Raw genomic sequence first — 25744 nt, 5'->3', positions numbered from 1 at the left:
GATGTACATCCGCCCATGTTCTCCCGCGAAGGCGGGTCCAGTCTGGGGCCCCGCCTTCGCGGGGAAACACGCCGCCTGTGCCGCGGTACTATACTCTTCGCGCGATCCAGCCTGCCGCCCAGCCGAGAAAAACCGATAGCGCGACCGCGACCAGCCCGTAGATCACCGACGATCGTTCGGCGGCGCGGGCGACGAAGCGCTCGAAGCCCGATTTGCGGATCTCGATATCGCGCACCGCCGCCGCCAGCACGCGGCCGTCGCGGATCAGGAACGTCTCCGCAGTGAAGCGACCGACGGGCACGCGCGCCGGGATCGACACGCGTGCGCGGTAGAGGACACCGTCGGTGATCTCGACCGCGCGCGGCGCCTCGTAATACAGGCCGGCGCGGCGCTTGAGATCCACCAGGCCTTTCTGAAAACGGTCCTGCGTGTCGACCGGCGCGCTGGATGCGGGCGACAATTGCAGGCTGCCGAGCCCGAGTTCGTAGATCGCGCGCGTCCGATCGTCGACGAGGCGGTCGATCGGCTTGGACGAGGCGATCGCGTAGAAACTGGGGGCCGAGCGATAGCGCAGGCGCGAGGCGTTGACCCAGATCCCCGCGACCTTTTCCTTCTCGCGCATCAGGACCGACTGGGTCGGGCCCTTCACGACGACGACGACATCGGTTGGGTGCTCGTCGCTCGGCAACCGCCCGCCGGGATAGAGGATCGCGCCGAACAGGAGGAGCTCGGCACCGGTGAAGCTGTAGGCGATCTCGATATTGCGCTGCGACACGTCGGGGACGAGCACGGGTTTCGCCTGCGCCATCAGCAGTGGCGCCAGGAGGACGAGCCAGCAAGCCCTCATGAGAGCGTGACCGAGAAAATCTCCTCGGGCCGCCAGACCAGCCCGAGCAGGATGCGCGCGCCGACCAGCAGCACCATCACCGCGAGCGCGAGGCGCAGATATTCCGGGCGGAACTTGGTGGCAAAGCGCGCGCCGATCTGTGCGCCGACCACCGAGCCGAGAAGGAGCAGTCCGGCGAGGACGATGTCGACCGCCTTGGTGGTCGTCGCGTGGACCATCGTCGCGACCGCGGTCACGAACAACGTCTGGAACAACGACGTGCCGACGACGACGGAGGTCGCCATGCCGAGCAGGTAGATCATCGCGGGGACGAGGATGAAACCGCCGCCGATGCCGAGCAGGATCGTCAGGATGCCGGTGAAGAAGCCAAGCAGCAACGGCGCGAGCGGCGAGATGTAGAGCCCCGACGCATAGAAGCGTGTGCGCAGCGGGAGTGCGGCGACGAGCGGATGATGGCGGCGCTTGCGCGCCTTGGGAGGGCGCCCCGTGCGGGCGCGACCGATCGTGCCGATCGATTCCTTGGCCATCATGCCGCCGATCGAGCCGAGCATGAGGACGTAGACGATCGCGATCACCGTATCGATCTGGCCGCTTTGCTGGAGCAGCCTGAACAGCCACGCGCCGAAGAACGAGCCGAGGATACCGCCCGCGACCAGCACGCCGCCCATCTTCGTATCGACGCCCTTGCGCCTGAAATGCGCGAACACGCCCGACACGCTCGCGCCGGTCACCTGGCTCGCGGACGAGGCGGCGGCGACGGTCGGCGGGATGCCGTAGACGATCAGCAACGGCGTCGTCAGGAAGCCGCCGCCGACCCCGAACATGCCCGACAACAGCCCGACGCCCCCACCAAGCAGGATGATGACGAGCGCGTTGACCGACAGGTTGGCGACGGGGAGATACAGATCCACGGCCGCAGCGTTACACTGGATTGCGCGCGCGGGGCTAGGCTCGACGCGCGCGAACTGGATTGGAGGCGTTGGGTAGACGATGGTCGCTCCCTCCCTGCGCTATGGGGCGCGTCAGAAGTTGCTGCCGATCGACAGCGCAGGCCCCGAACCCGGGCGCGCGCCACCGGCGATTCGCTCGCGCCAGTCGAGCGTCAGACGCAACGTCTTCGCCGCAACCGGCAGTGTCGCGACGATCGAGGGGCCGATATCAAAGCGCTCGGCATCGCGTTGTGCGCTTCCCCATGCGCCGACGCCAATCTCGACCCGGGCGCCACCGACCTTGCCCAATGGATGCGTCATGCGCGCCGAGGCATCGACATATGCTTCGATGCCATCGCGTGCGATCGCGCCGGCCTGCCCATAGGCTTCGACACGGATGCCCGGCGCGATATCGGACGGCCCATAGCCGGCGATCACCCCCAACGTCGGCCCGCCGCGCCCGCCGTCGAGCGCGATCCTGTGCTCGGCGACCAGGCGGATCGGTAACCGCATCGGTTGCCATTCGATGCCGAGCGCCGCCTCTCGCCCGATGCCTTCGAGCGGCGTAGCGACGCGCGCCACCACCGCGAATTTGCGGCGGCTATCGATCGCATAGGCTAGTCGCAGTCCACCTTGAGAGGCACCAAGCTGGCCGCCCGACACAGTACCGGCCGCACCGCCCCGCGCGAGCAGCCACGCGCTTCCACTCAGGCGACTCGGCCGCTTGGCGATGAAGGGCGGTGCGACCGGCGACGGGACGGCATAGGTCTGCGGCTCAACAGCGAGCGGGGCGTGAGGAATGGGGCGCGCTACCGAAGGGGGTGGTCGAACCGGTGGCGGCTGCCATGGCCGCAGTGCGGCGAAGATCGACGGCGCGACGACGACAGGCGCAACGGTCGCCATCCGCGGCTTCGCACGCGGGTGCCCCATAACCGCGGCGGCAACTTGCGGGACCAGCGCTTCGATGACCCGGGGAAGTACCTCGGACGCGGGGAGCGATGCGACCTCCGGCAATAGCCACGCCACACGGATCATCACCCATCCGCCCAGTGCAAGCGCGAGAAAGCGCAGCGGGCGGCCGACGCTCATCGTGCCGCGGCGGCGAGGCCTGGATCGTCGATACGGAGGATCGAGTCGGAGGGCAAGTCGGGAAACTCGTGCCGCGTCTTGTCCCAGACCGGGGCCGCACCGCGCAACATGCCGACATAGACGACCACCGCGCGCGGTGCGGCGATCAGCGAGACGAGATTACCAACCAGGAACCGGGGCAGCGCCCAGAACGCCTCACGCACGCCGTAACTGCGCCCGGTGAATATCATCCGCATGCCGAGTCGCCACGCAAGCAACGCACCGTTGGCGACCAGCAGCCAGAACGCGACCGGATAGGCGCCATTTGCGTAAGGCGATGCCCCGTCCGAATACGCATGCATCGCCAGCGACAGAAACCACATCGGCACCGCGATATACCCGACCGCCAGGATCACGACCGCCAGCGGCGCGCGGCGATCGCGCATCCGCATCCAGTGATCGGCAACCGCGCGCGGCCGTCCCCAGCCGGTACGGTCCCAGCCTGCCAGCGCGATGCCCGTCATCCATCGCGTCTTCTGGCGGACCGAACCGCCGAGCGTACACGGAAAATAGGCGCGCACCGCGACGACCGTTCCGGCGTCGTCCGCCGCGACCCGGGCGAAGATGCCGCGCGCGCCCAGTTCTGCGAGCCGCAAGCCCAGCTCGTAATCCTCGGTCAGGCTGGTGGCATCGAACGGATCGCCGCCGCGCGCCTGCGCAATCATCGCCAAGACAGCCGGTGCGATCGCACAGCCGGTGCCGGCGAGCGGCATTGCCGCGCCAAGGGCGGTCCGGACGACGATCTGCTTGGCGTGGGACTCGGCGAATTCGTCAGCGTAGTGCCCCGACACCAGCCGGGCACCGCAGTGGACCAGCGGCAGGACAGGGATCTGGATGACATCATACCGCTCGATCAGGCTGTCGAAGACGCGCAGTTCCTGCGGGTGCACCACGTCTTCGGCATCGTGCAGCACGATCGCCTTGGTCGGCGGCTGCCCCGAGGCTCGCTCCCGCAGATCGTCGCGGCAGAACGCATGCCATATCGTATTGAGGCAGTCCGCCTTGGTCGTCGGTCCGTCATGGTCCCCGATCACGAGCCGGATACGCGGGTCGCGTTCGGCCACCCCAACGATAGCATCGATCGTGCCGCGATCGTTGGGGTAGGCGCCGACATAGATGCGGTAATCGTCGTGATCGTAGCGTTGAAGCGCGGTGGTCAGCATCCCGCCGATGACCGCCACCTCGTCCCATGCGGCGACGAATGCCGCGATCCGCCCGGCAATGCGCGGCGGCGGCAAGCTCGCGAGGGTCAGGCGAGGCCGACCGCCATGCCTGACCCGGTGCCTGATCCGATGTCCGATATAAAGCAGATCGACCAACAGATCGTCGATCCCGCCCAGCAACAACCCTACGCCCGCAAACAGCAGCATCTCACGCGCGGACGCGTCGATGATCCACAGCGACTCGCCCAAGCCACACCCCCGTGGTGAGCGTACCGCAGCCTACCCCCATTACGGATATAGTCGGATCGGAATCGGATGTTTGCCGACAGGACACGCACCGATCTTTGATGAATTCGCACAAGTCAGGCCGAACCATCGCGTCGAACATGCGTTACAACGATGATCCCTTTCCCCCTTTCGGGATCGGCGCCGACGATGCCCGGCCCGGCCGCACCGCTGCATGGCAGAGGGTGCGGCCTAAGCCGAAATCCGGATCGCGTTGGGCCTCCTCGAACTATGGCCGGTCGCGACCGCCGCCGCCGGTGTTGCTGCCGTTGCCCGCGCCGCCGCCGGCACCCGCTGCGCCGACCGTGCCGATATTGCCGAACAGATCCTGGAAGAACCCGCGCTCGCGGCCGAGCGTCGGAGTCTTCTTGCCGTACGGCTTGATCGAGGCGACCTGATCGAGGCCGCCGCGACGAATCGCGGTGACGGTGCCCTTCTGGTCGAAGCTGATCTGCAACGTGATCTGTGCATTCGGACGCGGATTGCGGAACGCGAGGTTGCGGCTGTCGCGCGCGAGATAATACCAGTCGCCCTGGTCGAACTGCCCGGCCAGCGTCGGCTTGCCGAGCGTGGCGAGCACCGACTGGCGATTGTCGACGCCCGGCTGGACCGAGTTGACGAGGTCGGTGTCGACCACATAGCCCTGGTGCGAGCGCAGCTGGGTGCAGCCCCCACTGGCCAATGCGGCAACCGCAAGTGCTGCGGCGAGACCCGTACGGGCGGAAAACACGCTCATATAAACTCCCAACCGGGGCACGCGAAAACACGTGACGAGTCCCACGCATTTGCATCGGCCGCCGTTCGCCTCGATATGCGAGGTTGCGCGGGCAAACAAGCCGAAGCGCGGTTGCGACCTGAAGGACGACGGATTGAGCTGGTTCGGAAGACTGCTCGGCGAGAAGCCGGACGAGGCATTGCCGCTGTATAACGCGGTGGTCGCCCGCGCGCGCGCGGAGCATTGGTACCGGGAGGGCGCGGTGCCGGACACGGTCGACGGCCGGTTCGACATGATCGCGACGCTGCTGGCATTCACGATGCTACGGCTCGAGGCCGAGCAGGCGGGTGGCGATCCCGCGGCGCGGCTGGCCGAGCGGTTCGTCGACGACATGGACGGGCAGCTGCGCGAGATCGGGATCGGGGACATCATCGTCGGCAAGCATATCGGCAAGATGATGAGCATGCTCGGCGGGCGGCTCGGTGCCTACCGCGAGGGCCTGGCGGCAGGCGATATCGCGCCGGCGCTGGTGCGGAACCTGTACCGGGGTTCGGCGCCGGACGACGCTGCCCTAGCGCATGTCCGCGACTCGGTGACCGCTTTTCATGCCGGGCTGGCTGCGATGCCGCTACCAAATCTGTTATCTGGAGAATTGCCGTGAAGCCCGAGTTCAGCCGCCCCGAACGCCTCGACACGATCGGCGAGCGCGAGCGGATCGTCGAGATCGTCGCCAACGAGGACGAGCGCGCGGCACTGGCGAAGCGGTTCGATCTGCTCTCGATCGCGCGGCTCGACGCGCGACTCGGGATCAAGCGTACCGATAGCGGCATCGTCGTGAAGGGGCGCGTCACCGGCGCGGCGGTGCAGGCGTGCTCGGTGACCGACGAACCGCTCGATACGCAGATCGACGAGCCGGTCGCGCTGCTGTTCGTCGAACAGTTGATCGCCGAGGGAGACGAGGTCGAGCTGTCCGACGACGCGCTCGACATGGTGGCGATCCAGGGCGGGACGATCGATCTGGGCGAGGCGGCGGCGGACACGCTGGCGCTGTCGATCGACCCGTTCCCGCGTGGGCCTAACGCGGCAGCGGCGCTGGCGGCAGCGGGGGTGATCAGCGAGGACGAGTTCCGGCCGGCGAATGCGTTCTCGGACCTGAAGGCGAGGATGGCGAAGAAGGGGTGAATCTAGCTCCCCTCCCTGGAAGGGAGGGGTTGGGGGTGGGTCGGCCCGTTGTTCGAAGGTTTGGGTAGCCAACCGGCCGACCCACCCCCGGCCCCTCCCTTCCAGGGAGGGGTGAAGAGCAGGGCTAGCCCGGCGACGGTGTCGGATCGGGCTGCCGCCTTCGCCGGGGTAGTGGGCGTTCGAGGGCATACCCACCCTCTTGTTCACCCGCGAAGGCGGGTGCCCAGACTGGATCCTCGCCTTCGCGGGGAAACAGGTTAGTCCGCGTCTGGACCTAGCGTCGGATCGAGATCGCGAGGGCGGATAAAGCGGGTCAGGCGGGCAGTGCTTGTCGCGACATCCCCCCACTCCCCTTCGAACTGAAGCTCCGCAATGCTGGCCGTCGGATATTTGTCCTCGACCGCATCGCGCAGCGGGTCGGCCCCATCCGCAACCAGCATCAGCACCAGATCCTCCAGCCCGGGGTTGTGCCCGACCAGCAACGCGCTCTGCGTCTCCGCCGGAAAGCCGTGCACCACGTCCAGCAACGTCGCCGCCGAAGCCAGATACACGCGCCGGTCCCAGGCAGGCGCGATCGTCCTGCCATAGCCCGATTCGATCTGCTCCAACGTCTCCGTAACCCGTACCGCCGGCGACGCGATCGCATGATCGAACACGAGTCCCAGCGACCGCATGTGCCGGCCGACCATCGCGGCGGCGCGCTTGCCCTTGGCGTTGAGCGGGCGATCGAAATCGCGCGCGACCGGATCGTCCCAGCCGGACTTGGCGTGGCGCAACAGCGTCAACGTCTTCATGGCAATCCTCAAGCCGGTTCGCGGCTTTCATGCCCTACCGGGACCCGTGAGGAAAGCCGGCTTGCGACTCGGGCCACCGCTTCTTCGAGCGTCACGCGGGCGATCGGCACGCCCGGCGGGAACGCGCTGAGCAGTCGCGACGGCATCGCGGCGGACAGCATCACGAACACGCCGGAATCGTCGGCGCGGCGGATCAGCCGGCCGAACGCCTGCGCCAAACGCGCGCGGACGAGACGATCGTCATACGCTGAACCACCGCCCGCGAGCCTGCGCGCGGCGTGGAGAACTGAGGGTTTCGCCCAAGGCACGCCCTCCATAACTACCAGCCGCAGCGATTCGCCGGGCACGTCGACGCCATCTCGGAGCGCATCGGTGCCGAGCAGCGACGCGCCGGGATCGTCGCGAAAGATGTCGACCAAGGTGCCGGTGTCGATCGGGTCGACGTGCTGCGCGTGTAGCGGCAGGCCTTCGCGCGCGAGTCGATCGGCGATGCGGCCATGCACGCCGCGCAACCTGCGGATGGCAGTGAACAGCCCGAGCGTACCGCCGCGGCTGGCGACGATCAGTTGCGCATAGGCATTGGCAAGCGCGCCGATATCGCCACGCTTGACGTCGGTGACGATCAGCACTTCGGCTTGGCGCGTATAGTCGAACGGGCTCTTCGCCTCGAACCGCGCGGCGGGGCGCAGCAGATGCGGCGCGCCGGTGCGGGCTTCGGCCACCTCCCAGTCGCCGCCGCCGGTGAGCGTCGCCGAGGTGACGAGCGCACCATGGGCGGGCTTCAGGACGATCTCGGCGAACGGGCGCGTCGGGTCGAGCCAGTGACGGTGGAGGCCGATGTCGAACTCGCGGCCCTCGATCCGATCGACCGCGAGCCAATCGACGAAATCGCCATCGACCGGGCCGCCGACGCGCGCGAGCAGCGATAGCCACGACGCCACCGTCTCCGCGCGCCAGCCGATCGAGGCGATCGCGCCCTCGACCCGGGCTCGGGCAGGGCCGTCCATCCAGTCGGGCGCTTCGGCGAGAACCGCTTCGAGGCGACGCCCGAGCGTCACGAGCGGCCGGACAAGGGCGTCGAGGGCGGCGGCGGCGGGCGCGGCGGCCTCGATCAGCGTCGCATCGGGTTCGGCGAGTTCGGTTTCCAGGCCATAGCCCGCGTCACCGGGTTGCTCGGCCCGTGCGTAGGTGAGCCCCCGGACGGCGGCGAGCAACGTCTCGATCGGTCCGAACGGCGCGCCTTCGCCGAGGCGTTGGAGCCAGTCGTCGGACGCGAGTGCCCCCGCCGCCGTTACCGCGTCGGAGATCGCCCGCGCACCCTGTTCGTCATAGCTGGCGAGATCGGACAGGCGTGCGGCGAGCCCCCGCCGCCGCCCGCGACCGCTCGATTCGGGGCCGAGGATCCAGCGACGCAGTTCGATCGTCTCGGCGCCGGTCAGCGCGGTCGCGAACATCGAATCGGCCGCGTCGAAGATATGGTGCCCCTCGTCGAACACGTAGCGCGTCGGGCGGGTGGCGAGTTCGCGGCCGCGTGCCGCGTTGACCATCACCAGCGCGTGGTTGGCGATGACGATGTCGGCGTCGGACGAGGCGCGGGCGGCGCGCTCGATGAAGCATTTCCGGTAGTGCGGGCAGCCCGCGTACACGCACTCGCCGCGCCGGTCGGTCAGCGCGGTCGAGCCGTTGCGGCGGAACAAGGTCGGCAGCCAGCCGGGCAGGTCGCCGCCGACCATGTCGCCGTCGGCGCTATAGGCGGCCCAGCGCGCGACGAGATGCGCCAAAATCGCCGCGCGGCCCGCGAACCCGCCCTGCAGCGCGTCCTCCAGGTTGAGCAGGCAAAGGTAATTCTCGCGCCCCTTCCGCGTGACGACCTTGGCCTTGCGGGTCGCCGCGTCGGGATACAGACGTGCGGTTTCCTGCCCCAACTGGCGCTGGAGCGTCTTCGTGTAGGTCGAGATCCACACTGCACCACCCGCCTTTTCGGCCCAGAGCGAGGCGGGGGCGAGATAGCCCAATGTCTTGCCGATCCCGGTGCCCGCCTCGGCGAGGACGAGGTTGGGCGTGTCGCGCATCGCGCGCGGCGCGAAGGCGGCGGTTGCGGCGCCGGCATAGGCGCGCTGGCCGGGGCGTTCCTCGGCGCCGTGGCCGGTGAGGTCGACGAGGCGCGCTTCGGCGTCGCCGGGTTCGATCGTGACCGTGCGCGGGGCGGGGCGTGGGGCGTGCTCCTCCCATTCGGGGAGCGACGAGAACAGCCAGCGTTCGTTGACGGACGGTTTCTTCAGCCGCTCGGCGACGACGGGAGCCCAGGGCCAGCGCAGGCGGAACAGCGATTGCGCCGCGGTCCACGCGCCCTCACGCTCGGGCCAATCGGCGTCGGTGAGCGCCAGCATCGCGTCGGCAGCGCGCAGAAGGAACGGCGCGACCTCCGCGTCCTCGGTCGGCACGTCGAGCCCGGTAACCCGCGCGATTCCCTTCGGCGTCGGCACCGCGAACTGCGCGGGGCGCAGGAAAGCATAGAGTTCGAGCAGGTCGAGCCCGAACAGATCGGGATAGCCGAGGCGCTGCCCGACGAGCGGCGCGTTGAGCATGATTACCGGCGTGTCGGCCGCGATCCGGATCGCCTCGCCCCGCCCGATCGGACGGGCACCGTCCGCGTTCGCGATCCAGATGCCGGCGTGGCTGGCGTGGAGGGCGGGATAGGGCAGCACCGCGCGACCTTGTGCGAAGCGGAACGAAAGGGCAACCTTTTGCTGCTTGTTCTCCCGCGACGGTGGGAGTCTAGGATAGTGGAGCGTCAAATCGGTGACCTATCCCGTCATCCCAGCGAAAGCTGGGATATCCCCGTGGAGATCGCAGCACCCGTCCCATGAATATCCCAGCTTTCGCTGGGATGACGGTTGGAGGGAGGGATGGTGGGACGGCGGGTGAGCGGGTGAGCAGAAAACGGGAGGGTTGTGCGCTTCCTCCACCACACGCTATCGCCGCCCGCATGACCGAAGACCTCCGCACCGCCGCCCTCGAATCCAAAGCCTGGCCGTACGAGGAGGCGCGCAAACTCCTGAAGCGCTATCCGAACGGCAAGTCGGGCGACCCTGTGCTGTTCGAGACCGGGTACGGACCGTCGGGCCTGCCGCACATCGGCACTTTCAACGAGGTGCTGCGCACGACGATGGTGCGCAATGCCTTCCACGCGCTGAGCGACACGCCGACGCGGCTGATCGCGTTTTCGGACGACATGGACGGCCTGCGCAAAGTGCCGGACAACGTCCCCAACGGCGACATGCTGCGCGAACATCTCGGCAAGCCGCTGACGCAGATCCCCGATCCGTTCGGCACGCATTCGAGCTTTGCCGCACATAACAACGCGATTCTGCGCGAGTTTCTCGACCGCTACGGCTTCGACTATGAGTTCGCGTCGTCGACCGACTATTACACGTCCGGGCGCTTCAACGAGGCGCTGAAGGGCGTGCTGCGGCATTTCCAGGGCATTCAGGACGTGATGCTGCCTACGCTGCGCGCGGAACGCCGCGCGACCTATTCACCGGTACTGCCGATCTCGCCGACCAGCGGCATCGTGTTGCAGGTGCCGATCGAGGTGATCGACGCCGAGGCCGGGCTCATCGCCTTTGAAGACGAGGGACAGCGGATCGAGCAGTCGGTACTCGGCGGTAAGGCCAAGCTCCAGTGGAAGGTCGATTGGGCGATGCGCTGGGTCGCGCTAGGCGTCGACTACGAGATGGCGGGCAAGGACCTGATCGATTCGGTGACGCAGTCGTCGAAGATTGCGCGCGTGCTCGGCGGGCGGCCGCCCGAGGGCTTCAACTACGAGATGTTCCTCGACGAGAATGGCGAGAAGATCTCGAAGTCGAAGGGCAATGGCCTGAGCCTCGAACAGTGGCTGACCTATGGCCCGGAGGAATCGCTGGCCTTCTACGCGTATCGCGAGCCCAAGAAGGCGAAGTCGCTGCACATGGGCGTGATCCCGCGCGCGGTGGACGAATATTGGCAGTTCCGCGGCAATTATGCCGGCCAGGACCTGAAGCAGAAGCTCGGCAACCCGGTCCATCACATCCATGACGGCAAGCTGCCGACGGGCGAGCTGCCGGTGACGTTCGGGCTGTTGCTCAACCTCGTCGGGGTGATGGGCGATGCGAGCAAGGAGCAGGTCTGGGGCTATCTGGCGAACTACGTGCCCGATGCGTCGGCGGATAAATACCCGGAGCTCGACCGGCTGATCGGCTATGCGCTGGCCTATAGCCGCGATTTCGTCGCGCCGACGCTCAAGCGCCGCGCGCCCGAGGGTGTCGAGGTCGCGGCGCTGGAGCGGCTGGATGCGGAACTCGCCGCGCTGTCGGCCGAGGCGAGCGCGGAGGATATCCAGAACATCGTCTACGAGATCGGCAAGACCGGCGGGTTCGAGACCCTGCGCGACTGGTTCAAGGCGCTGTACGAGACGTTGCTCGGCTCCGAGCAGGGCCCGCGGATGGGGAGCTTCATCGCGCTGTATGGGGTGGCGAATTCGCGGAAGCTGATCGCGGAGGCGTTGGCGCGCTAAGGCCACGCCCCGAAAGAGATATCCACCCCGGCGCAGGCCGGGGCCCAATTGGGATACGCTGTTAACGAGCCTTCACGCTTCGTTACTCCGACCTTTCCAGTTGGGCCCCGGCCTTCGCCGGGGTGGTGTTTGAGCCCTCCGGTCTCGCGCGCCAACTAGACGAGTCCAGTAGAACATATTAGCAACAAGCCAGCCTCCCCCGATTCGGAAACCGGCATGTTCCATCGACCGATCGCCCGTCATCGCCTGTTCTTCGCGATCCGCCCGCCGCTTCCGCTCGCGCGCCAGATTACCGCCGCAGCGTCGTGGTTCGAGACCGACGGGGACAAACTCCGCCCCGAGCATCTTCACGTCACGATCGACATCCTCGACGACCATGACCGCGTGTCGACGGCCTTGGAGCGCGACCTGAAGGCGATCGGCGATGCGGTCGAGGCGGCGCCCTTCGCGCTCCGGTTCGATACCGTCGTCGGCAGCGAGCGATCCATCGCGCTGCGTCCGCGCCACAAGAATGCCTCGCTCGCCGCGCTGCATCAGCGGATCGCGGTGGCACGCGGGGCGGCCGGGTTGCGCGCCCGCGAAGGCTATCGGTTCAGTCCTCACATGACGCTCGGCTACCGCGAGGGCGCACCGTTCACGCAGGCCATCGCGCCGATCGGCTGGACCGCGGATGCGTTCGTGCTGGTCCACAGCCATGTCGGCCGGACACGCCACGACGTGATCGGGCGCTGGCTGCTGGACGGCGACGACGATCGGCAACTGGCGCTGTTCTGAGCCGTCGAATTTGCCGAACGCGCGCGACCCGGTAGGACCCGCAAGGCGATCGGTCGGTTCTTCCCTCGTGACCGCGCACCAAGGAGCAAAGATGCGGCTGTTCTTCGACGAGGCCCAGCGGAGCCATGCGCCAGCGCGCGAACTGCACAACGGCGCGTTCACCGCTTATGCGGAGACGCCTGCGCGGATCGACTCGATCCTGCGCGCGATCGGTCCGGTCGAAGCGCCGGAGGATCGCGGCGAGGCGCCGATCCTGGCCGTCCACCCCGCGCTGTACGTCGCGTTCCTCAAGGATGCAGCGCGACTGTGGCGCGAGGCAGGTCGCGAGGGCGACGCGATCCCCTACACCTTCCCGATCCGCGGGCGCCGGCCGCTCGATCTCACCCGGATCGACGCGTTGATTGGCGCGCACAGCTTCGACGCGACCACGCCGATCACGCCGCAGGCCTGGGCCGCCTCCTATGGCAGCGCCCAGTCCGCGCTTGCCGCAACGCATGCGGTACTCGACGGCGACCGCGCGGCGTTCGCCCTGTGTCGCCCGCCCGGCCACCATGCCGGCGCGGATTATTGCGGCGGATATTGCCACCTCAACACCGCCGCGATCGCCGCGCAGGCCGCGCGCGACGCCGGGGTTGACCGCGTCGCGATCCTCGATATCGATTATCACCACGGCAACGGCACGCAGGACATCTTCTACGCGAGAGGCGACGTGTTCTACGCGTCGGTCCACGCTGATCCGAAGACCGACTATCCCTTCTACTGGGGCCACGCCGACGAAACGGGTGAAGGCGAAGGGATCGGCACCACGCTGAACCTCCCCCTCCCGCACGGCACGCGGATCGATGCCTTCCGTGCGGCGCAGACGACCGCGCTCGACGCGATCGCCGCCTTCGATCCGGGGCTGCTGGTCGTCAGCTTCGGCGCGGACACGTGGGAGCGCGATCCGATCTCGCATTTCAAACTGACCACGCCCGACTATGCGGTGCTGGCCGCCGACATCGCGGCACGCGGTTGGCCGACCGCCATCGTCATGGAGGGCGGCTACGCGGTCGATGCACTGGGGCACAACGTCGCGAGTTTCCTGAGTGGCTTCTGAGGCGCCGATCGCTCTGGGCACGCCAGCCTATCGCCGGCTGACGCTGGCGATGCTGTTCGCAGGGTTCTCGACCTTCTCGCTGCTGTATTCGGTGCAGCCGTTGCTGCCGCTGTTCGCCGCGCAATACAGCCTCACCGCGGAGGCGGCATCGCTCGCGGTGTCGCTCGCGACCGGACCACTCGCGATCGGCATCCTGTTCGCGGGGTTCGTGTCCGACCGCGTCGGCCGGCGCCCGCTGATGATCGCGGCGATGTTCGCGGCGGGCGCGCTGACGCTCGCGGCGGCGGTCGTGCCGGGGTGGAGCGGGTTGCTGGTGCTGCGCTTCCTGACCGGCGTCGCGCTCGCGGGGGTGCCGGCGGTGGCGATGGCCTATGTCGCGGAGGAGGTCGATGCGGGCGCGGTCGGCGCGGCGATGGGGCTGTATATCGCCGGGAGCGCGCTTGGCGGCATGGCCGGGCGACTGGTCGTGAGCGTCGTTGCCGATCTCGAAGGCTGGCGCTGGGCGCTTGCCGCAGTCGGGCTCGCGGGGCTGGCGATGGCGGAGGCATTCCGCCGGCTCGCGCCGCTCTCGCGCAATTTCACGCCGAGCGTGGGACGACCGGGCGCGCTGTTGCGGAGTGCCGGATCGTTGTTCGTCGATCGCGCGATGCCGCTGCTGTATCTCGAAGCGTTCCTGCTGATGGGCGTGTTCGTCACGATCTATAACTATGCCGGCTTCCGGTTGATGCGCCCGCCTTATGGCCTCAGCCAGGCGGCGGTCGGCGGCGTGTTCCTGCTCTACGTGCTCGGCTCGGTGAGTTCGGCGAAGTTCGGGACGCTGGCCGGGCGGCTCGGACGGCGGAAGGTGTTCTGGGTGCCCGTCGTGCTGCTGATCGCCGGCGTCGCGCTGACCGCGATGACGCCGCTGGTGCTGGTGATCGCGGGGATCGCGGTGGTGACGATCGGCTTTTTCGGCGCGCATTCGATCGCGAGCGCCTGGGTAGGGCGGCGTGCGCAGGGCTCGCGCGGGCAGGCGGCGGCGTTCTATTTGTTCTTCTATTATATGGGATCGAGCGTGCTGGGATCGGCCGGCGGGTTCGCGTGGACTCATGCCGGTTGGCCGGGCGTGACGGCGTTCTGCCTGTTGCTGGGGGTGGCGGCGCTGGCGATCGGGCTGGTGCTGCGAACGGTGCCGCCGCTGGTGGTGGAGCCGCCGGTGCCGCAGCGGATGCCCGATCCGTGACCACCCTCCCCCGTCATCCCGACCATTCCCGTAATCCCGACCATTCCCGTCATCCCAGCGAAAGCTGGGATATCATCGTTTGGCCCACGTCATCTGATACGGAGGATACCCCAGCTTTCGCTGGGGTGACGAGATTTGGCGGGCTCGGTCGAAACTCGAGCAACGAGTACTCGTCCTTTTTACCGTGACGCCACATCCTCTACCGCGACGCCACGTCCGTTGCGTCGACCGGCGGCAGCCCCGCCATGCCCTTCGCGACCGCCTCGACCCGCTCCATGACGCGCAGGACGTTGCCGCCGGACAGCTTCGCCAGATCGCCATCGCTCCACCCCCGCCGCGCCAGTTCCGCGAACAGCAGCGGATAGCCGTCGACGCCCTTCAGCCCGATCGGCCCGGTCCCCTGGATCCCGTCGAAATCGCCGCCGAGCCCGACATGGTCGTGGCCCGCGATCGTCGCGATATGCTCGACATGATCGGCGACGATCGCGGCGGTGACCTGCGGCTCCGGGTGGGCGGCGTCCCACGTTACCAGCGGCGCAGGCGATTTGGCGCCGTAGACTCCCGCCGGCACGCCGACCGACTTCGCATAGGCCGAGCGCGCGACGTCCCACGCCCGCCACTCGGCCGACAGGAAGGACGGGTAGAAGTTGACCATCACCACGCCCCCGTTCGCACCGATCGCCCGCAGCAGGTCGTCGGGGATGTTGCGCGGCACGTCGGCGATCGCCCGCGCGCTCGAGTGCGAGGCGATCACCGGCGCCTTGGTGGCCGCCAAAGCTGCGGCCATCGTCGCGTCCGAGACGTGGGAGACGTCGACGATCATGCCGATCCGGTTCATCTCTGCGATCACCTGGCGGCCGAACTCGCTCAAGCCGTTCGCGCGCGGCGAATCGGTCGAACTGTCCGCCCAGTTCAGGCTCTTGCCGTGCGTCAGCGTCATATAGGCGACGCCGAGCGCGCGGTATTGGCGCAGCACCGACAGCCGCCCGTCGATCTGGTGCCCGCCCTCGACGCCGATCAGCGACGCGATCCGCCCCGCCTTTTCGATCCGTCGGATGTCCGCGGCGGTGGTGGCGAGTTCGAACGTCGCCGGGTTGGCCGCGACGAAGCGGCGGACGATATCGATCTCCTCCAGCGTCATCTCGACCGCACGCGGCGCATCGGCGGGAATGTAGACCGACCAGAACTGCCCCCCGACATGGCCCTTACGCAGCCGGGGAATGTCGGTCTGCAACGGGTTCGGCAGCCGTGCGGTGTCGGCGGAGAGATCGACCGCCTCGACCTTCGCGTCGTGCAACTCGCGGATTTCCCAGGCGAGGTCGTTATGCCCGTCGATCACCGGGCTGCGCTCCAGCACGCGCTCGATCCGGCGAGAAAGCGCGGCGTCCGGACCCGCCTGCGCGGCCAGCAGCAGGAATGCGGCGATCATGTCTTTGTCCCCCGTAGCGTCCACTCCATCCTGAAGGAGGTGTTCGCGCGCGACAAGCCGGGTAAGGCGCTCGCCGAACGTGAGAAGAGGGGCGGAATTGGACACGGGAACGGCCGGATCGGCGCGCAAGGCGGACAGCCGCCTCTCCACCGCGATCGCGATCGCGCGGCTGATAGGGATCATGGGGATCGTCTATGTCCATGCCTGGACCGGGCGGACCGCGGAAGAGCTGGCGGCGGTCGCGTTCGATTGGCAGGCGGTTCTTCGTACCGTGCTGGGCGAGATGTTCGGGCGTAGCGCCGTACCGCTGCTCGGGATGATCTCGGGCTGGCTGGTGGTCTCGACCGCGACGCGGCGGGGCTATGGCCCGTTCCTGCTCGGCAAGGCGCGGACGATCCTGCTGCCGATGCTCCTGTGGAATGCGATCGCGATTGTGCTGGTCGGGGCGGCGGCAACGTTCGGCGACCTGAAGGCGCCGACGCCGTCGAGCATCGGCTGGACGCTGAACGAACTCGTGCCGCTCGTCCACGCCAACGACATCAACGTGCAGATGCCGTTCCTGCGCGATCTGTTCGTCTGCATGATGATCGCGCCGCTGCTGGTGCGCGCGTCGAGTATCTGGCTGGCGCTGGTCGCCGTGATCGTGATCGTGGTCGCGTGGAGCGTGTCCGGGGTGTATGTCCCGCTGCTGTTGCGGCCGCAGATCCTGCTGTTCTTCACCGCCGGGATCGCCGCGCGGCGATTTGGCGTGGCAGAGAAGGTGGCGGGGTGGCCTGTCGCGCTCTGTTCGCTGCCGTTCGTCGTGCTGATCGCGCCGCGACTCTGGACCGCGCTGCTGGGGAACGTGTTTTTTGATGCGCATCCCCATGCGATGGCGGCGTTCGACATATTGTTTCGATTGGCCTCGGCGATGCTGTTCTGGCGGGTCGCTTGGGTACTGGCGGGGAGTAGCGTCGCGGATCGGTTGAGGACGACCGAGCGCTACGGGCTTCTCGCGTTCTGCGATCATCTGGTGCTGTTGTGGCTGTTCGGGCCGGTGATCGGGCTCGCGACCGGCGCGCTGGGGGCGGGGCTGTACCCGGCGTACCTGCTGGCGCAGCCGTTGCTGGTGCTCGGGGCTACGGTCGCTCTGGGGCGGGGGCTGATGACGGTCTCGCCAGCGGTGGCGCGGGTGCTCAGCGGAGGGCGACTCGGGCGTTAGGGGTCGGAGCTTACGCCCCCAACGCAACCGTCATTCCCGCGAAGGCGGGAACCCATACTGGCTGGCCTCGCCTTAAAATCGCATGCTTCTGAGAATATGGATCCCCGCCTCCGCGGGGATGACGACACGTTTATGTGCGATCACTCCCTGCCGTGCCGCGCTGCGATCAGGACCCGCGTGACGGCGGATCGAGCTGGTTCACCCATTCCTGGTTGTGGACGACGGTCGAGCGGACCGGGCGGCCGGCGGCGTCTAACCACGGGCGATAGCGGAAGCGGAGCTCGATCAGGCGGCAGGTGGTCGCGTCGAGTACCGCGTTTCCGCTGGAGCGCGTGACACTGCAATGCGTGACGCTGCCGTCGGTCTCGATCGTGTAGCGGACGCCGACGATCCCGCCCGCACCGATCACCGCCTCGGCATTGGGGAAGTCCTTGTTCTTGAATCGGCCCTTGAGGAGGCGGGGCGGGCTTTCGTCGCCACCGTCGCCGTCGCCATCCCCGGAGCGGCCGCTGCCGGTGCCATTGCCCTCGCCGCCTGCGCCCGTGCCCGGCCCGGGGATAGGCGCGGCGCCGGAGGTGGCGTCGCTGCCGGGGCCGGGTTTGAGCGCGGCGATGACCGGCGGTGGTGGGACGATTGGGGGAATGATCGGTTTGGGGACGACGAGTTCGGTCGCCTTCGAGCGGAGATTGGCCGGAGACGCCGCGCCCTCGGGGCGGTGGCTCTTCGCGGGGCGGGGGATGATCTTTTCAGGCGGCGGTGGTGGTGGGGTGGGACCGACGGCGAAGGTCTTGAGGGCGTCGGGGATCGCGGTGGGGATGGTGACGCCGAGACCGAGGATGAGGGCGTAGCCGATGACGGCGCAGAGTAGCGCGGCGCCGGCGGCTGATATGAGCCGATCGCGCTGGTTCTGGTAGACGCCGTACATGCTGGGTAATTGGGAAGGCGAGCGGCAGGCGGCAACTGTGCGCGAAGGCACGAGAACGATCTCGGTACTCCAGACGTATTCGGTGCTTATCCCGCTTCGACAGATGCACCTCCCCGGCGCAGGCCGGGGTCCAAGTGGAAAGGTCGATGTAACGAAGGACCATCCGTCGTTACCTCCGTTTCCCAATTGGGCCCCGGCCTTCGCCGGGGTGGTGGTCGCTTTAGGTGAAATAGACCGCAGTTTGTAAGCGTATCGGTTCGGCGTCGGCAGACCTGTACGTTCGGCAGACACAAGAACGGGCGGTGCGACCTTCGTCACACCGCCCGTTCGTGGCGCGCGACGCGGGAGTAAATCCCGCATCGTCGGTCGGCGCTATGGCGCCGCCGGCCGCAATCGCTTTTGCGCGGGACTTCGCCCGCGCATCGGCGTTCGCCTAAAGCTTCTCGGTCAGTTCCGGCACGATCTTGAACAGATCGCCAACCAGGCCGATGTCCGCGACCTGGAAGATCGGCGCGTCCTCGTCCTTGTTGATCGCGACGATGACCTTCGAGTCCTTCATCCCCGCGAGATGCTGGATTGCGCCCGAGATGCCGATCGCGACATACACTTCCGGGGCGACGATCTTGCCGGTCTGGCCGACCTGATAGTCGTTCGGCGCATAGCCCGCATCGACCGCGGCGCGCGAGGCACCGACGCCGGCGCCGAGCTTGTCCGCCAGCGGATCGATCAGCGCATGGAACTGGTCGCTCGAGGCGAGCGCGCGGCCACCCGAGACGATGATCTTCGCGCTGGTCAGTTCGGGACGCTCGTTCTTCGCGATCTCGGCGCCGGCGAAGGTCGACAGACCCTTGTCGCCGCCGGTCGACGCGACCGCTTCGATTGCGCCAGAACCACCCTCGGTCGCGGCCTTGGCGAACGCCGTGCCGCGCACCGTGATGACCTTCTTCGCATCCGACGACTGCACGGTTGCAATGGCGTTGCCGGCATAGATCGGCCGCGTGAACGTGTCTTCGCTCTCGACCGACAGGATGTCGCTGATCTGCATGACGTCGAGCAACGCGGCCACGCGCGGCGCGATGTTCTTGCCGTGCGTGGTGGACGGCGCGACGAACGCGTCGTGCGTGGCCATCAGCTCGACGATCAGCGGCGCGACGTTCTCGGCGAGCGCATGCGCGAACGCAGCGTCGTCGGCGACGTGCACCTTGCCGACGCCGGCGATCTTGGCGGCTTCGGCAGCGACGCCGTCGACGCCCTGGCCGACGACCAGCAGATGGACTTCGCCGAGCTGACTTGCCGCCGTTACGGCAGAGAGCGTGGCATCCTTGACGGCCTGACCGTCATGTTCGACCCAAACCAATGTCTTCATGACAAAACCTTTTCCAAAATTCCGTTCGGGCTGAGCGAAGTCGAAGTCCCCTCGCTTGGGGCATGCCCTTCGACTTCGCTCAGGGCGAACGGATGATTACTTGGCGACGCCCATTTCCTTGAGCTTGCCGACCAGCGCGTCGACATCGGCGACCTTGATCCCGGCCGAGCGCTTGGCGGGCTCGACCACCTTCAGCGTGGTCAGGCGCGGCGTCACGTCGACGCCGAAATCGGCCGGCGTCTTCTGCGCCATCGGCTTCGACTTCGCCTTCATGATGTTCGGCAGCGAGGCGTAGCGCGGCTCGTTGAGGCGAAGATCGGTGGTAATGATCGCGGGCAGCTTCAGCGTGTCGGTCTCGGCACCGCCATCGACTTCGCGCGTCACGTTGACCGAACCGTCGGCGATCTCGACCTTCGACGCGAACGTGCCCTGGCCCCAGTTCAGGAGGCCGGCGAGCATCTGGCCCGTTTGATTATTGTCGTCGTCGATCGCCTGCTTGCCGAGGATCACCATGTCGGGCTTTTCCTCCTCGACGATCTTGGCGAGGATCTTGGCGACGCCGAGTGGCTCGACCTTGGTCTCGCTGACGACGAGGATCGCACGGTCTGCACCCATCGCGAGCGCGGTACGCAGCGTTTCCTGCGATTTCTGCTCGCCGATCGAGACGACGACGATCTCCGTCACGCCCTTGTCTTTCAGGCGGATCGCCTCTTCGACCGCGATCTCGTCGAACGGATTCATGCTCATCTTGACGTTCGCCAGATCGACGCCCGTTCCGTCCGCCTTCACGCGGGGCTTCACATTGTAGTCAAGCACGCGCTTGACCGGCACCAGCACCTTCATCGGGGTTCCTTCCAAGGTGAATCTATTCGTTCTCGCCCGCCTGTTACCCAGGGGTCGTTGCCGGGACAGATGGCTGCTTCAAGCCGTTTTCGCAAGTCCGGTATGGAAACATCGCGATGCCGTAGCGTCACGGCGGTATGCCCGGCGGTCGAGTCGTAATTCCAACGAATCCTCCCCCGCCAGGGGGAGGTGGCTGGCTCTTGCCAGACGGAGGGGGAGGTAAGCGAAACCGATATGCCGTGTCCTCCCCCTCCGTCACCTCCGGCGACACCTCCCCCTGGCGGGGGAGGATCGTGAAGCTAGCAGCCGAACCCAACGAAAAAGGGCCCGGACGTTCCCGTCCGAGCCACTCTTTTCGCAGAATCAGTATGCGAGGTCGAAGGCGGTTAGGCCGCGACCTTCTGCACCTCTGCGACGATCTTCTTGGCCGCATCGCCCAGGTCGTTCGCGGGAACGATTGCGAGACCGGAGTTCGCGAGGATCTCCTTGCCCTTCTCGACATTCGTGCCCTCGAGGCGGACCACCAGCGGCACCGACAGGTTCACTTCCTTCGCCGCGGCGACAATGCCGTCGGCGATGATGTCGCACTTCATGATGCCGCCGAAGATGTTGACCAGGATGCCCTTCACGTTGGGATCCGCGAGGATGATCTTGAACGCGGCCGTCACCTTCTCCTTGTTGGCGCCGCCGCCGACGTCGAGGAAGTTGGCCGGGAACATGCCGTTGAGCTTGATGATGTCCATCGTCGCCATCGCGAGACCCGCGCCGTTGACCATGCAGCCGATGTCGCCATCGAGCTTGATATAGGCGAGGTCGTACTTCGACGCCTCGAGCTCGGCGGGATCTTCCTCGGTCTCGTCGCGCAGCTGGAGCAGGTCCTTGTGGCGGAACAGCGCGTTGCCGTCGAACGCGACCTTCGCGTCGAGCACCATCAGCTTGCCGTCCTTGGTGACGGCGAGCGGGTTGATCTCGATCTGCTCGGCATCGGTGCCCATGAACGCGTCATACAGCTTCGACGCGGTGTTCGCGGCCTGCTTGGCGAGATCGCCGGTCAGCTTCAGCGCGGCGGCAACGGCGCGGCCGTGGTGCGGCATGAAGCCGGTAGCCTGGTCGATGTCGATCGACTGGATCTTCTCGGGCGTGTCGTGCGCGACGGCTTCGATGTCCATGCCGCCTTCGGTGGAGACGACCATCATGACGCGGCCGGTGGTGCGGTTGAGCGTCAGCGCGAGGTAGAATTCCTTGTCGATGTCGACGCCGTCGGTGACGTACAGGCGGTTGACCTGCTTGCCCGCGTCACCCGTCTGGATGGTGACGAGCGTGTTGCCGAGCATGTCGGTCGCGGCCGCGCGAACCTCGTCCTCGGTCTTGGCGAGGCGGACGCCGCCCTTGGCATCGGGGCCAAGCTCGACGAACTTGCCCTTGCCGCGGCCGCCGGCGTGGATCTGCGCCTTGACGACATAGAGCGGTCCGGGAAGCTTCTTGGACGCCTCGACGGCCTCCTCGACGGTCAGCGCCGCGAAACCGGCAGGCACGGGGACGCCGAACTTGGCCAGCAGTTCCTTGGCCTGGTATTCATGGATGTTCATCGGGAAGGCTCCACGCAATTTTTAGGAAACTCGGGAATTGCGTCGGCGTAAAGCACAGGGCGGGCAGCAAATCCACCCTTAAGGCACATGCACTTGCGTCTCGTTCGCAATAGAGGCGTATCCTTGTTGAGTTGATCTGGTTTTCCCTGGGACAATTCGCCTTTTGCCGTCGAGCCTTACCGCCCCTATATGCAGGGCATGGCGATCTGGCTCGGCATCCTCCTGTTCATCGGCACCGTGATCGGCATGGAGGCGTTCGCCTATGCCGCGCACCGCTGGATCATGCACGGCTTCGGCTGGTTCCTGCACGAGAGTCACCACCGCGCCCGCCACGGTAATTGGGAATTGAACGACCTGTATGCGGCGATCTTCGCGGTGCCGTCGTTCGTGCTGTTGCTGGGCGGCGTGCAGCTCGGCTGGTGGCCGGGGTTCGCCTGGATCGGTGCGGGGATCGCAGCCTATGGCGCGATCTATTTCGGGTTTCACGACGTGATCGTGCACCAGCGCATTCCGACGCGGTATCTGCCCAAGTCGAAATACATGAAGCGGATCGTCCAGGCGCACCGCCTGCACCACGTCGTCGAGACGAAGGAGGGCAATGTCAGCTTCGGTTTCCTCGTCGCGCCGAAGCCCGAGGATCTGAAGGCGGAACTGAAGCGACGGTCGCGCGCTGGTATTCGAGCGCCCGTCAAGCCGCGAGCGGCCAAATCCCAAGTCGCCGAATCGTAAGGCGTTTGGAGATTGGTAACCACTTGGGGAGCAGTATCCCGGACATGACACAGCCGGTCCCCATCCCTCCCGCCGAACCGAAAGGCGAGGAGCTTCGTCAGGCGCTACGCAAGGCCGTCAAGATGCGCGCCCATCTGCGCGATCGGGGCCAGACGCGATTCGAGATCGAGGTTACGGATTTGTCGCTCTCCGGATTTCGTGCGGAGACGAGCTTTACGTTGTGGCCGGGGACGGTGGTGTGGCTGACGCTTCCGGGGCTCGCGGCACTCGAAGCGGTGGTCGCGTGGCGTGACAAGTTCAAATACGGTTGCGCGTTCGCCAAGCCGCTGCATCCGGCGGTATTCGAGCACATCGTGGCGCTGTCGCAGCGATAGGACGCCAGCTCGTTCTCCTGCGAACGCAGGAGCCCAGGATTACTTAGCCCGGCCTTTGGTTACACTGGATTCCTGCGTTCGCAGGAAAACGGCGAGGAACGTCGGCAAAGCCGCCGTCGGTCGGTTCGGCATGACCGAACCGCCGGCCGTGCCGGGCGCTGACCGCGTTGCGATCAGCGGCGCGGACGACGCCGCACCTGCGCCCGTCAATCGAACAGGCTCGACACGCTCGTCTCGTCCGCGATCCGCTTAATCGCCTCGCCGAGCAGCGGCGCGATCTGGAGGTGGCGGATCTTGCCGTGGGCGCCCTTGATCACGTCGTGGTTGCCGATCGAGTCGGTGATCACCAGTTCACGCAATTCCGAACCCTCGACTCGCGCAACCGCGCCACCCGACAGCACGCCATGCGTCACATACGCGACGACGTCCTCGGCGCCCGCTTCCTTCAACGCCGCCGCCGCGTTGCAGAGCGTCCCCGCCGAATCGACGATATCGTCGACCAAGATGCAGAAGCGTCCCTCGACCTCGCCGATGATGTTCATCACCTCCGACTCGCCCGCGCGCTCGCGACGCTTGTCGACGATCGCGAGCGGTGCGTTGTCGAGCCGCTTGGCGAGCACGCGCGCACGGACGACGCCGCCGACGTCGGGCGAGACGACCATCAAATTCTTGCCCTTGAACCGCGCGAGGATGTCCGCCGACATCACCGGCGCGGCATAGAGATTGTCGGTCGGGATATCGAAGAAGCCTTGGATCTGGCCGGCGTGGAGGTCGACCGACAGCACGCGGTTCGCGCCCGCGACGGTGATCAGATTGGCGACCAGCTTGGCCGAGATCGGCGTGCGCGGGCCCGGTTTCCGGTCCTGCCGCGCGTACCCCATGTACGGGATCACCGCGGTGATGCGCCGCGCCGACGCTCGCTTCAGCGCGTCGATCATGATCAGCAGTTCCATGAGGTTGTCGTTGGCCGGATAGCCGGTCGACTGGATCACGAACACGTCCTCGCCGCGGACGTTCTCGTTGATCTCGACGAACACCTCCTCGTCGGCGAACCGCCGCACACTGACGTCGGTCAGCGGAGTCTCAAGATAGGCGGCGATCTCCTGCGCGAGGGGCAGGTTCGAATTGCCGGTCATCAGTTTCATGAAGCTCTTTCCCGCTCGATATTCCGCACCCCTTAGGCGCAGCTTCCGATTGGTGGAAGGGTTTGCCCGCGCGGGCGCCGCTCCGTACAGCGGCAGGATGACCGTGATCACCCGTTTCGCCCCCTCGCCCACCGGCCGGCTGCATGTCGGCAACATCCGCACCGCGCTCCACAACTGGATGTTCGCGCGGGCCAATGGCGGCAAGTTCGTGTTGCGGATCGACGATACCGATCCCGAACGCAGCGAAGAGCGCTTCGTCGACGCGATCCGCGCCGATCTCGACTGGCTCGGGATGACGCCCGATGCGGAGGAGCGGCAGTCGGCGCGGTTCGCGTTGTACGAGGCGCGGTTCGACGCGCTGGTCGCGAGCGGGCACGTGTATCCGGCGTATGAGACGACGCAGGAGCTCGACCTGAAGCGCAAGATCCAGGCCGGGCGAGGGTTGCCGCCGATCTATGATCGCGCGGCGCTGGCGCTCGACGACGAGGCGCGGGCGAAGCTGGAGGCGGACGGCGTACGCCCGCATTGGCGGTTCAAGCTCGATTACGACTCGGCGATCGCCTGGGACGACCTGATCCGGGGTCCGCAGCATTTTGAAGCGAAGACGATGAGCGATCCGGTGATCCGGCGCGCGGACGGCTCGTGGCTGTACATGCTGCCGTCGGCGATCGACGATGCCGAGATGGGCGTGACTCACGTCGTGCGCGGCGAGGATCATGTGTCGAACACCGCGCTCCAGCTGCAGATGTTCGCCGCGCTCGGCGTTGCGCCGCCGCGGTTTGCGCACGAGGCGTTGCTGACGGGCGCGGAGGGCAAGCTGTCAAAGCGGCTCGGCTCGCTCGGCGTCGATCACTTCCGCGAGGTCGGGATCGAACCGCAGGCGGTGCGCGCACTGCTCGCGCGGATCGGGACGAGCGACCCGGTCGAGCCGATCGCCGACGCCGCGCCGCTGATCGCGGGGTTCGACTTCGCGCGGTTCGGGCGGGCACCGGCGCGGTTCGACGAGGCGGAACTGGCGGCGCTGAACGCGCGGATCCTGCATGCGCTGCCGTTCGAGGCGGTGGCCGGGCGGTTGCCCGAGGGCATGGATGTGGCGGCCTGGGAGGCGGTGCGGCCGAACCTGGTGACGCTGGCCGATGCGGCGGACTGGTGGGGCGTCATCGAGGGACCGATCGCGGTCGAGGGCGATGTGGAGGCTGAGTATCTCGATCAGGCGCTGGCGGCGGCGGGGGAGATCGATTGGTCGAGCGACCCCTGGCATGCGCTGACCGCCCGGTTGAAGGCGGAGACGGGGCGCAAGGGGAAGGCGCTGTTCCTGCCGTTGCGGCGCGCGTTGACGGGGCGCGATCATGGCCCGGACATGGCGGCGTTGCTGCCGCTGATCGGGCGCGAGCGGGCGATGGAGCGACTCGCGGCGCGGTGATGTCGCGTTGCGGGACGTTGCTCCGCCTCC

23 protein-coding genes are annotated in these 25744 nt (G+C 67.2%); 10 read left to right on the top strand and 13 right to left on the bottom strand.

Going from position 1 to position 25744, the window contains the following annotated elements:
- Positions 1–88 precede the first annotated feature (88 nt).
- From NLI89_RS02900 to NLI89_RS02880, 5 genes are all read right to left on the bottom strand, one after another.
- A complete protein-coding gene (locus NLI89_RS02900) occupies positions 89–847 on the bottom strand; it encodes a TIGR02186 family protein (RefSeq protein WP_254685644.1) in 759 nt (252 codons plus the stop codon).
- On the bottom strand, positions 844–1758 hold the full coding sequence (locus NLI89_RS02895) for a sulfite exporter TauE/SafE family protein (RefSeq protein ID WP_187504276.1): 915 nt from the start codon (positions 1756–1758) through the stop codon (positions 844–846). Before NLI89_RS02895 ends, NLI89_RS02900 begins: the two co-directional genes overlap by 4 nt.
- 111 nt (positions 1759–1869) lie before the next feature.
- A complete protein-coding gene (locus NLI89_RS02890) occupies positions 1870–2865 on the bottom strand; it encodes a hypothetical protein (protein ID WP_254685643.1) in 996 nt (331 codons plus the stop codon).
- Positions 2862–4316, bottom strand: a complete 1455-nt coding sequence (locus tag NLI89_RS02885) for a glycosyl transferase family protein (protein ID WP_302675583.1) — start codon at positions 4314–4316, stop codon at positions 2862–2864. The genes NLI89_RS02890 and NLI89_RS02885 overlap by 4 nt, the downstream gene beginning before the upstream one ends.
- A gap of 265 nt (positions 4317–4581) precedes the next feature.
- Positions 4582–5088: an outer membrane protein assembly factor BamE gene (locus tag NLI89_RS02880; protein WP_128454806.1), complete on the bottom strand. Its 507-nt coding sequence runs from the start codon at positions 5086–5088 to the stop codon at positions 4582–4584.
- Positions 5089–5221: 133 nt separating this feature from the next.
- On the opposite strand from NLI89_RS02880, the gene NLI89_RS02875 reads away from it, so the two are divergent.
- Together NLI89_RS02875 and NLI89_RS02870 are read left to right on the top strand one after the other, a co-directional pair.
- Positions 5222–5728, top strand: a complete 507-nt coding sequence (locus NLI89_RS02875; protein WP_439144468.1) for a ubiquinol-cytochrome C chaperone family protein — start codon at positions 5222–5224, stop codon at positions 5726–5728.
- Positions 5725–6249 (top strand): YceD family protein, encoded by a 525-nt coding sequence (locus tag NLI89_RS02870; RefSeq protein WP_254685642.1) that lies wholly within the window; start codon positions 5725–5727, stop codon positions 6247–6249. Before NLI89_RS02875 ends, NLI89_RS02870 begins: the two co-directional genes overlap by 4 nt.
- Before the next feature lie 257 nt (positions 6250–6506).
- On the opposite strand, the gene NLI89_RS02865 is transcribed toward NLI89_RS02870, so the two are convergent.
- Positions 6507–7043, bottom strand: coding sequence for a SixA phosphatase family protein (locus NLI89_RS02865; protein ID WP_254685641.1), 537 nt, complete (start codon positions 7041–7043; stop codon positions 6507–6509).
- Positions 7044–7051: 8 nt separating this feature from the next.
- Positions 7052–9751 (bottom strand): ATP-dependent DNA helicase, encoded by a 2700-nt coding sequence (locus tag NLI89_RS02860; RefSeq protein WP_254685640.1) that lies wholly within the window; start codon positions 9749–9751, stop codon positions 7052–7054.
- 281 nt (positions 9752–10032) lie between these two features.
- Here NLI89_RS02860 and NLI89_RS02855 point away from each other — a divergent pair, with 281 nt between their 5' ends.
- The 4 genes from NLI89_RS02855 (at position 10033) to NLI89_RS02840 (ending at position 14690) form a co-directional block, all read left to right on the top strand.
- Entirely contained in the window at positions 10033–11598 is a 1566-nt protein-coding gene (locus tag NLI89_RS02855) for a lysine--tRNA ligase (protein WP_254685639.1), read from the top strand.
- 216 nt (positions 11599–11814) lie between these two features.
- On the top strand, positions 11815–12372 hold the full coding sequence (locus NLI89_RS02850; RefSeq protein ID WP_254685638.1) for a 2'-5' RNA ligase family protein: 558 nt from the start codon (positions 11815–11817) through the stop codon (positions 12370–12372).
- 91 nt (positions 12373–12463) lie between these two features.
- Complete coding sequence (locus tag NLI89_RS02845) at positions 12464–13468, top strand: histone deacetylase family protein (protein ID WP_254685637.1); 1005 nt, start codon at positions 12464–12466, stop codon at positions 13466–13468.
- A complete protein-coding gene (locus NLI89_RS02840; protein ID WP_254685636.1) occupies positions 13458–14690 on the top strand; it encodes an MFS transporter in 1233 nt (410 codons plus the stop codon). The genes NLI89_RS02845 and NLI89_RS02840 overlap by 11 nt, the downstream gene beginning before the upstream one ends.
- 199 nt (positions 14691–14889) lie before the next feature.
- Here NLI89_RS02840 and NLI89_RS02835 read toward each other — a convergent pair whose 3' ends face one another.
- On the bottom strand, positions 14890–16119 hold the full coding sequence (locus NLI89_RS02835; protein ID WP_254685635.1) for a dipeptidase: 1230 nt from the start codon (positions 16117–16119) through the stop codon (positions 14890–14892).
- Between the two features lie 97 nt (positions 16120–16216).
- Between NLI89_RS02835 and NLI89_RS02830 the strand changes: the two genes are divergently transcribed.
- Positions 16217–17320 carry an acyltransferase family protein gene (locus NLI89_RS02830; RefSeq protein WP_254685634.1) on the top strand — a complete coding sequence of 368 codons (1104 nt, stop codon included), beginning with the start codon at positions 16217–16219 and terminating at the stop codon, positions 17318–17320.
- A 166-nt stretch (positions 17321–17486) separates the two neighbouring features.
- On the opposite strand, the gene NLI89_RS02825 is transcribed toward NLI89_RS02830, so the two are convergent.
- The 4 genes from NLI89_RS02825 to sucC all read right to left on the bottom strand — a co-directional run bounded on the left by NLI89_RS02825 (position 17487) and on the right by sucC (position 22043).
- Positions 17487–18245: an energy transducer TonB gene (locus NLI89_RS02825; protein WP_254685633.1), complete on the bottom strand. Its 759-nt coding sequence runs from the start codon at positions 18243–18245 to the stop codon at positions 17487–17489.
- Positions 18246–18678: 433 nt separating this feature from the next.
- On the bottom strand, positions 18679–19611 hold the full coding sequence (locus NLI89_RS02820) for an electron transfer flavoprotein subunit alpha/FixB family protein (protein ID WP_254685632.1): 933 nt from the start codon (positions 19609–19611) through the stop codon (positions 18679–18681).
- 96 nt (positions 19612–19707) lie between these two features.
- On the bottom strand, positions 19708–20454 hold the full coding sequence (locus tag NLI89_RS02815; protein WP_056419080.1) for an electron transfer flavoprotein subunit beta/FixA family protein: 747 nt from the start codon (positions 20452–20454) through the stop codon (positions 19708–19710).
- A gap of 386 nt (positions 20455–20840) precedes the next feature.
- Positions 20841–22043 (bottom strand): ADP-forming succinate--CoA ligase subunit beta, encoded by a 1203-nt coding sequence (sucC, locus tag NLI89_RS02810; protein ID WP_254685631.1) that lies wholly within the window; start codon positions 22041–22043, stop codon positions 20841–20843.
- A 198-nt stretch (positions 22044–22241) separates the two neighbouring features.
- Here sucC and NLI89_RS02805 point away from each other — a divergent pair, with 198 nt between their 5' ends.
- Both NLI89_RS02805 and NLI89_RS02800 read left to right on the top strand, forming a co-directional pair.
- Entirely contained in the window at positions 22242–22772 is a 531-nt protein-coding gene (locus NLI89_RS02805) for a sterol desaturase family protein (protein WP_254685630.1), read from the top strand.
- Positions 22773–22816: 44 nt separating this feature from the next.
- The gene (locus NLI89_RS02800; RefSeq protein ID WP_056487867.1) at positions 22817–23146 is read left to right on the top strand and encodes a PilZ domain-containing protein; all 330 of its coding nucleotides are present in this window, start codon (positions 22817–22819) and stop codon (positions 23144–23146) included.
- A 206-nt stretch (positions 23147–23352) separates the two neighbouring features.
- On the opposite strand, the gene NLI89_RS02795 is transcribed toward NLI89_RS02800, so the two are convergent.
- Positions 23353–24291 (bottom strand): ribose-phosphate pyrophosphokinase, encoded by a 939-nt coding sequence (locus NLI89_RS02795; RefSeq protein WP_056053689.1) that lies wholly within the window; start codon positions 24289–24291, stop codon positions 23353–23355.
- Positions 24292–24388: 97 nt separating this feature from the next.
- Here NLI89_RS02795 and gltX point away from each other — a divergent pair, with 97 nt between their 5' ends.
- Positions 24389–25714: a glutamate--tRNA ligase gene (gltX, locus tag NLI89_RS02790; protein ID WP_254685629.1), complete on the top strand. Its 1326-nt coding sequence runs from the start codon at positions 24389–24391 to the stop codon at positions 25712–25714.
- Positions 25715–25744 lie beyond the last annotated feature (30 nt).

Source organism: Sphingomonas faeni (genome assembly GCF_024273235.1).
Lineage (GTDB): Bacteria > Pseudomonadota > Alphaproteobacteria > Sphingomonadales > Sphingomonadaceae > Sphingomonas > Sphingomonas faeni_A.
Note: the sequence above shows the minus strand (reverse complement) of the source record. Positions and strands in the feature narration are given on the sequence as shown.

What these genes read in the sequence shown, in the direction of transcription:
- NLI89_RS02900 (WP_254685644.1), bottom strand. Translation starts at nt 847, where the DNA reads ATGAGGGCTTGCTGGCTCGTCCTCCTGGCGCCACTGCTGATGGCGCAG.
- NLI89_RS02890 (WP_254685643.1), bottom strand. Translation starts at nt 2,865, where the DNA reads ATGAGCGTCGGCCGCCCGCTGCGCTTTCTCGCGCTTGCACTGGGCGGA.
- NLI89_RS02880 (WP_128454806.1), bottom strand. Translation starts at nt 5,088, where the DNA reads ATGAGCGTGTTTTCCGCCCGTACGGGTCTCGCCGCAGCACTTGCGGTT.
- NLI89_RS02865 (WP_254685641.1), bottom strand. Translation starts at nt 7,043, where the DNA reads ATGAAGACGTTGACGCTGTTGCGCCACGCCAAGTCCGGCTGGGACGAT.
- NLI89_RS02855 (WP_254685639.1), top strand. Translation starts at nt 10,033, where the DNA reads ATGACCGAAGACCTCCGCACCGCCGCCCTCGAATCCAAAGCCTGGCCG.
- NLI89_RS02850 (WP_254685638.1), top strand. Translation starts at nt 11,815, where the DNA reads ATGTTCCATCGACCGATCGCCCGTCATCGCCTGTTCTTCGCGATCCGC.
- NLI89_RS02845 (WP_254685637.1), top strand. Translation starts at nt 12,464, where the DNA reads ATGCGGCTGTTCTTCGACGAGGCCCAGCGGAGCCATGCGCCAGCGCGC.
- NLI89_RS02835 (WP_254685635.1), bottom strand. Translation starts at nt 16,119, where the DNA reads ATGATCGCCGCATTCCTGCTGCTGGCCGCGCAGGCGGGTCCGGACGCC.
- NLI89_RS02825 (WP_254685633.1), bottom strand. Translation starts at nt 18,245, where the DNA reads ATGTACGGCGTCTACCAGAACCAGCGCGATCGGCTCATATCAGCCGCC.
- NLI89_RS02820 (WP_254685632.1), bottom strand. Translation starts at nt 19,611, where the DNA reads ATGAAGACATTGGTTTGGGTCGAACATGACGGTCAGGCCGTCAAGGAT.
- NLI89_RS02815 (WP_056419080.1), bottom strand. Translation starts at nt 20,454, where the DNA reads ATGAAGGTGCTGGTGCCGGTCAAGCGCGTGCTTGACTACAATGTGAAG.
- sucC (WP_254685631.1), bottom strand. Translation starts at nt 22,043, where the DNA reads ATGAACATCCATGAATACCAGGCCAAGGAACTGCTGGCCAAGTTCGGC.
- NLI89_RS02805 (WP_254685630.1), top strand. Translation starts at nt 22,242, where the DNA reads ATGGCGATCTGGCTCGGCATCCTCCTGTTCATCGGCACCGTGATCGGC.
- NLI89_RS02800 (WP_056487867.1), top strand. Translation starts at nt 22,817, where the DNA reads ATGACACAGCCGGTCCCCATCCCTCCCGCCGAACCGAAAGGCGAGGAG.
- NLI89_RS02795 (WP_056053689.1), bottom strand. Translation starts at nt 24,291, where the DNA reads ATGAAACTGATGACCGGCAATTCGAACCTGCCCCTCGCGCAGGAGATC.
- gltX (WP_254685629.1), top strand. Translation starts at nt 24,389, where the DNA reads ATGACCGTGATCACCCGTTTCGCCCCCTCGCCCACCGGCCGGCTGCAT.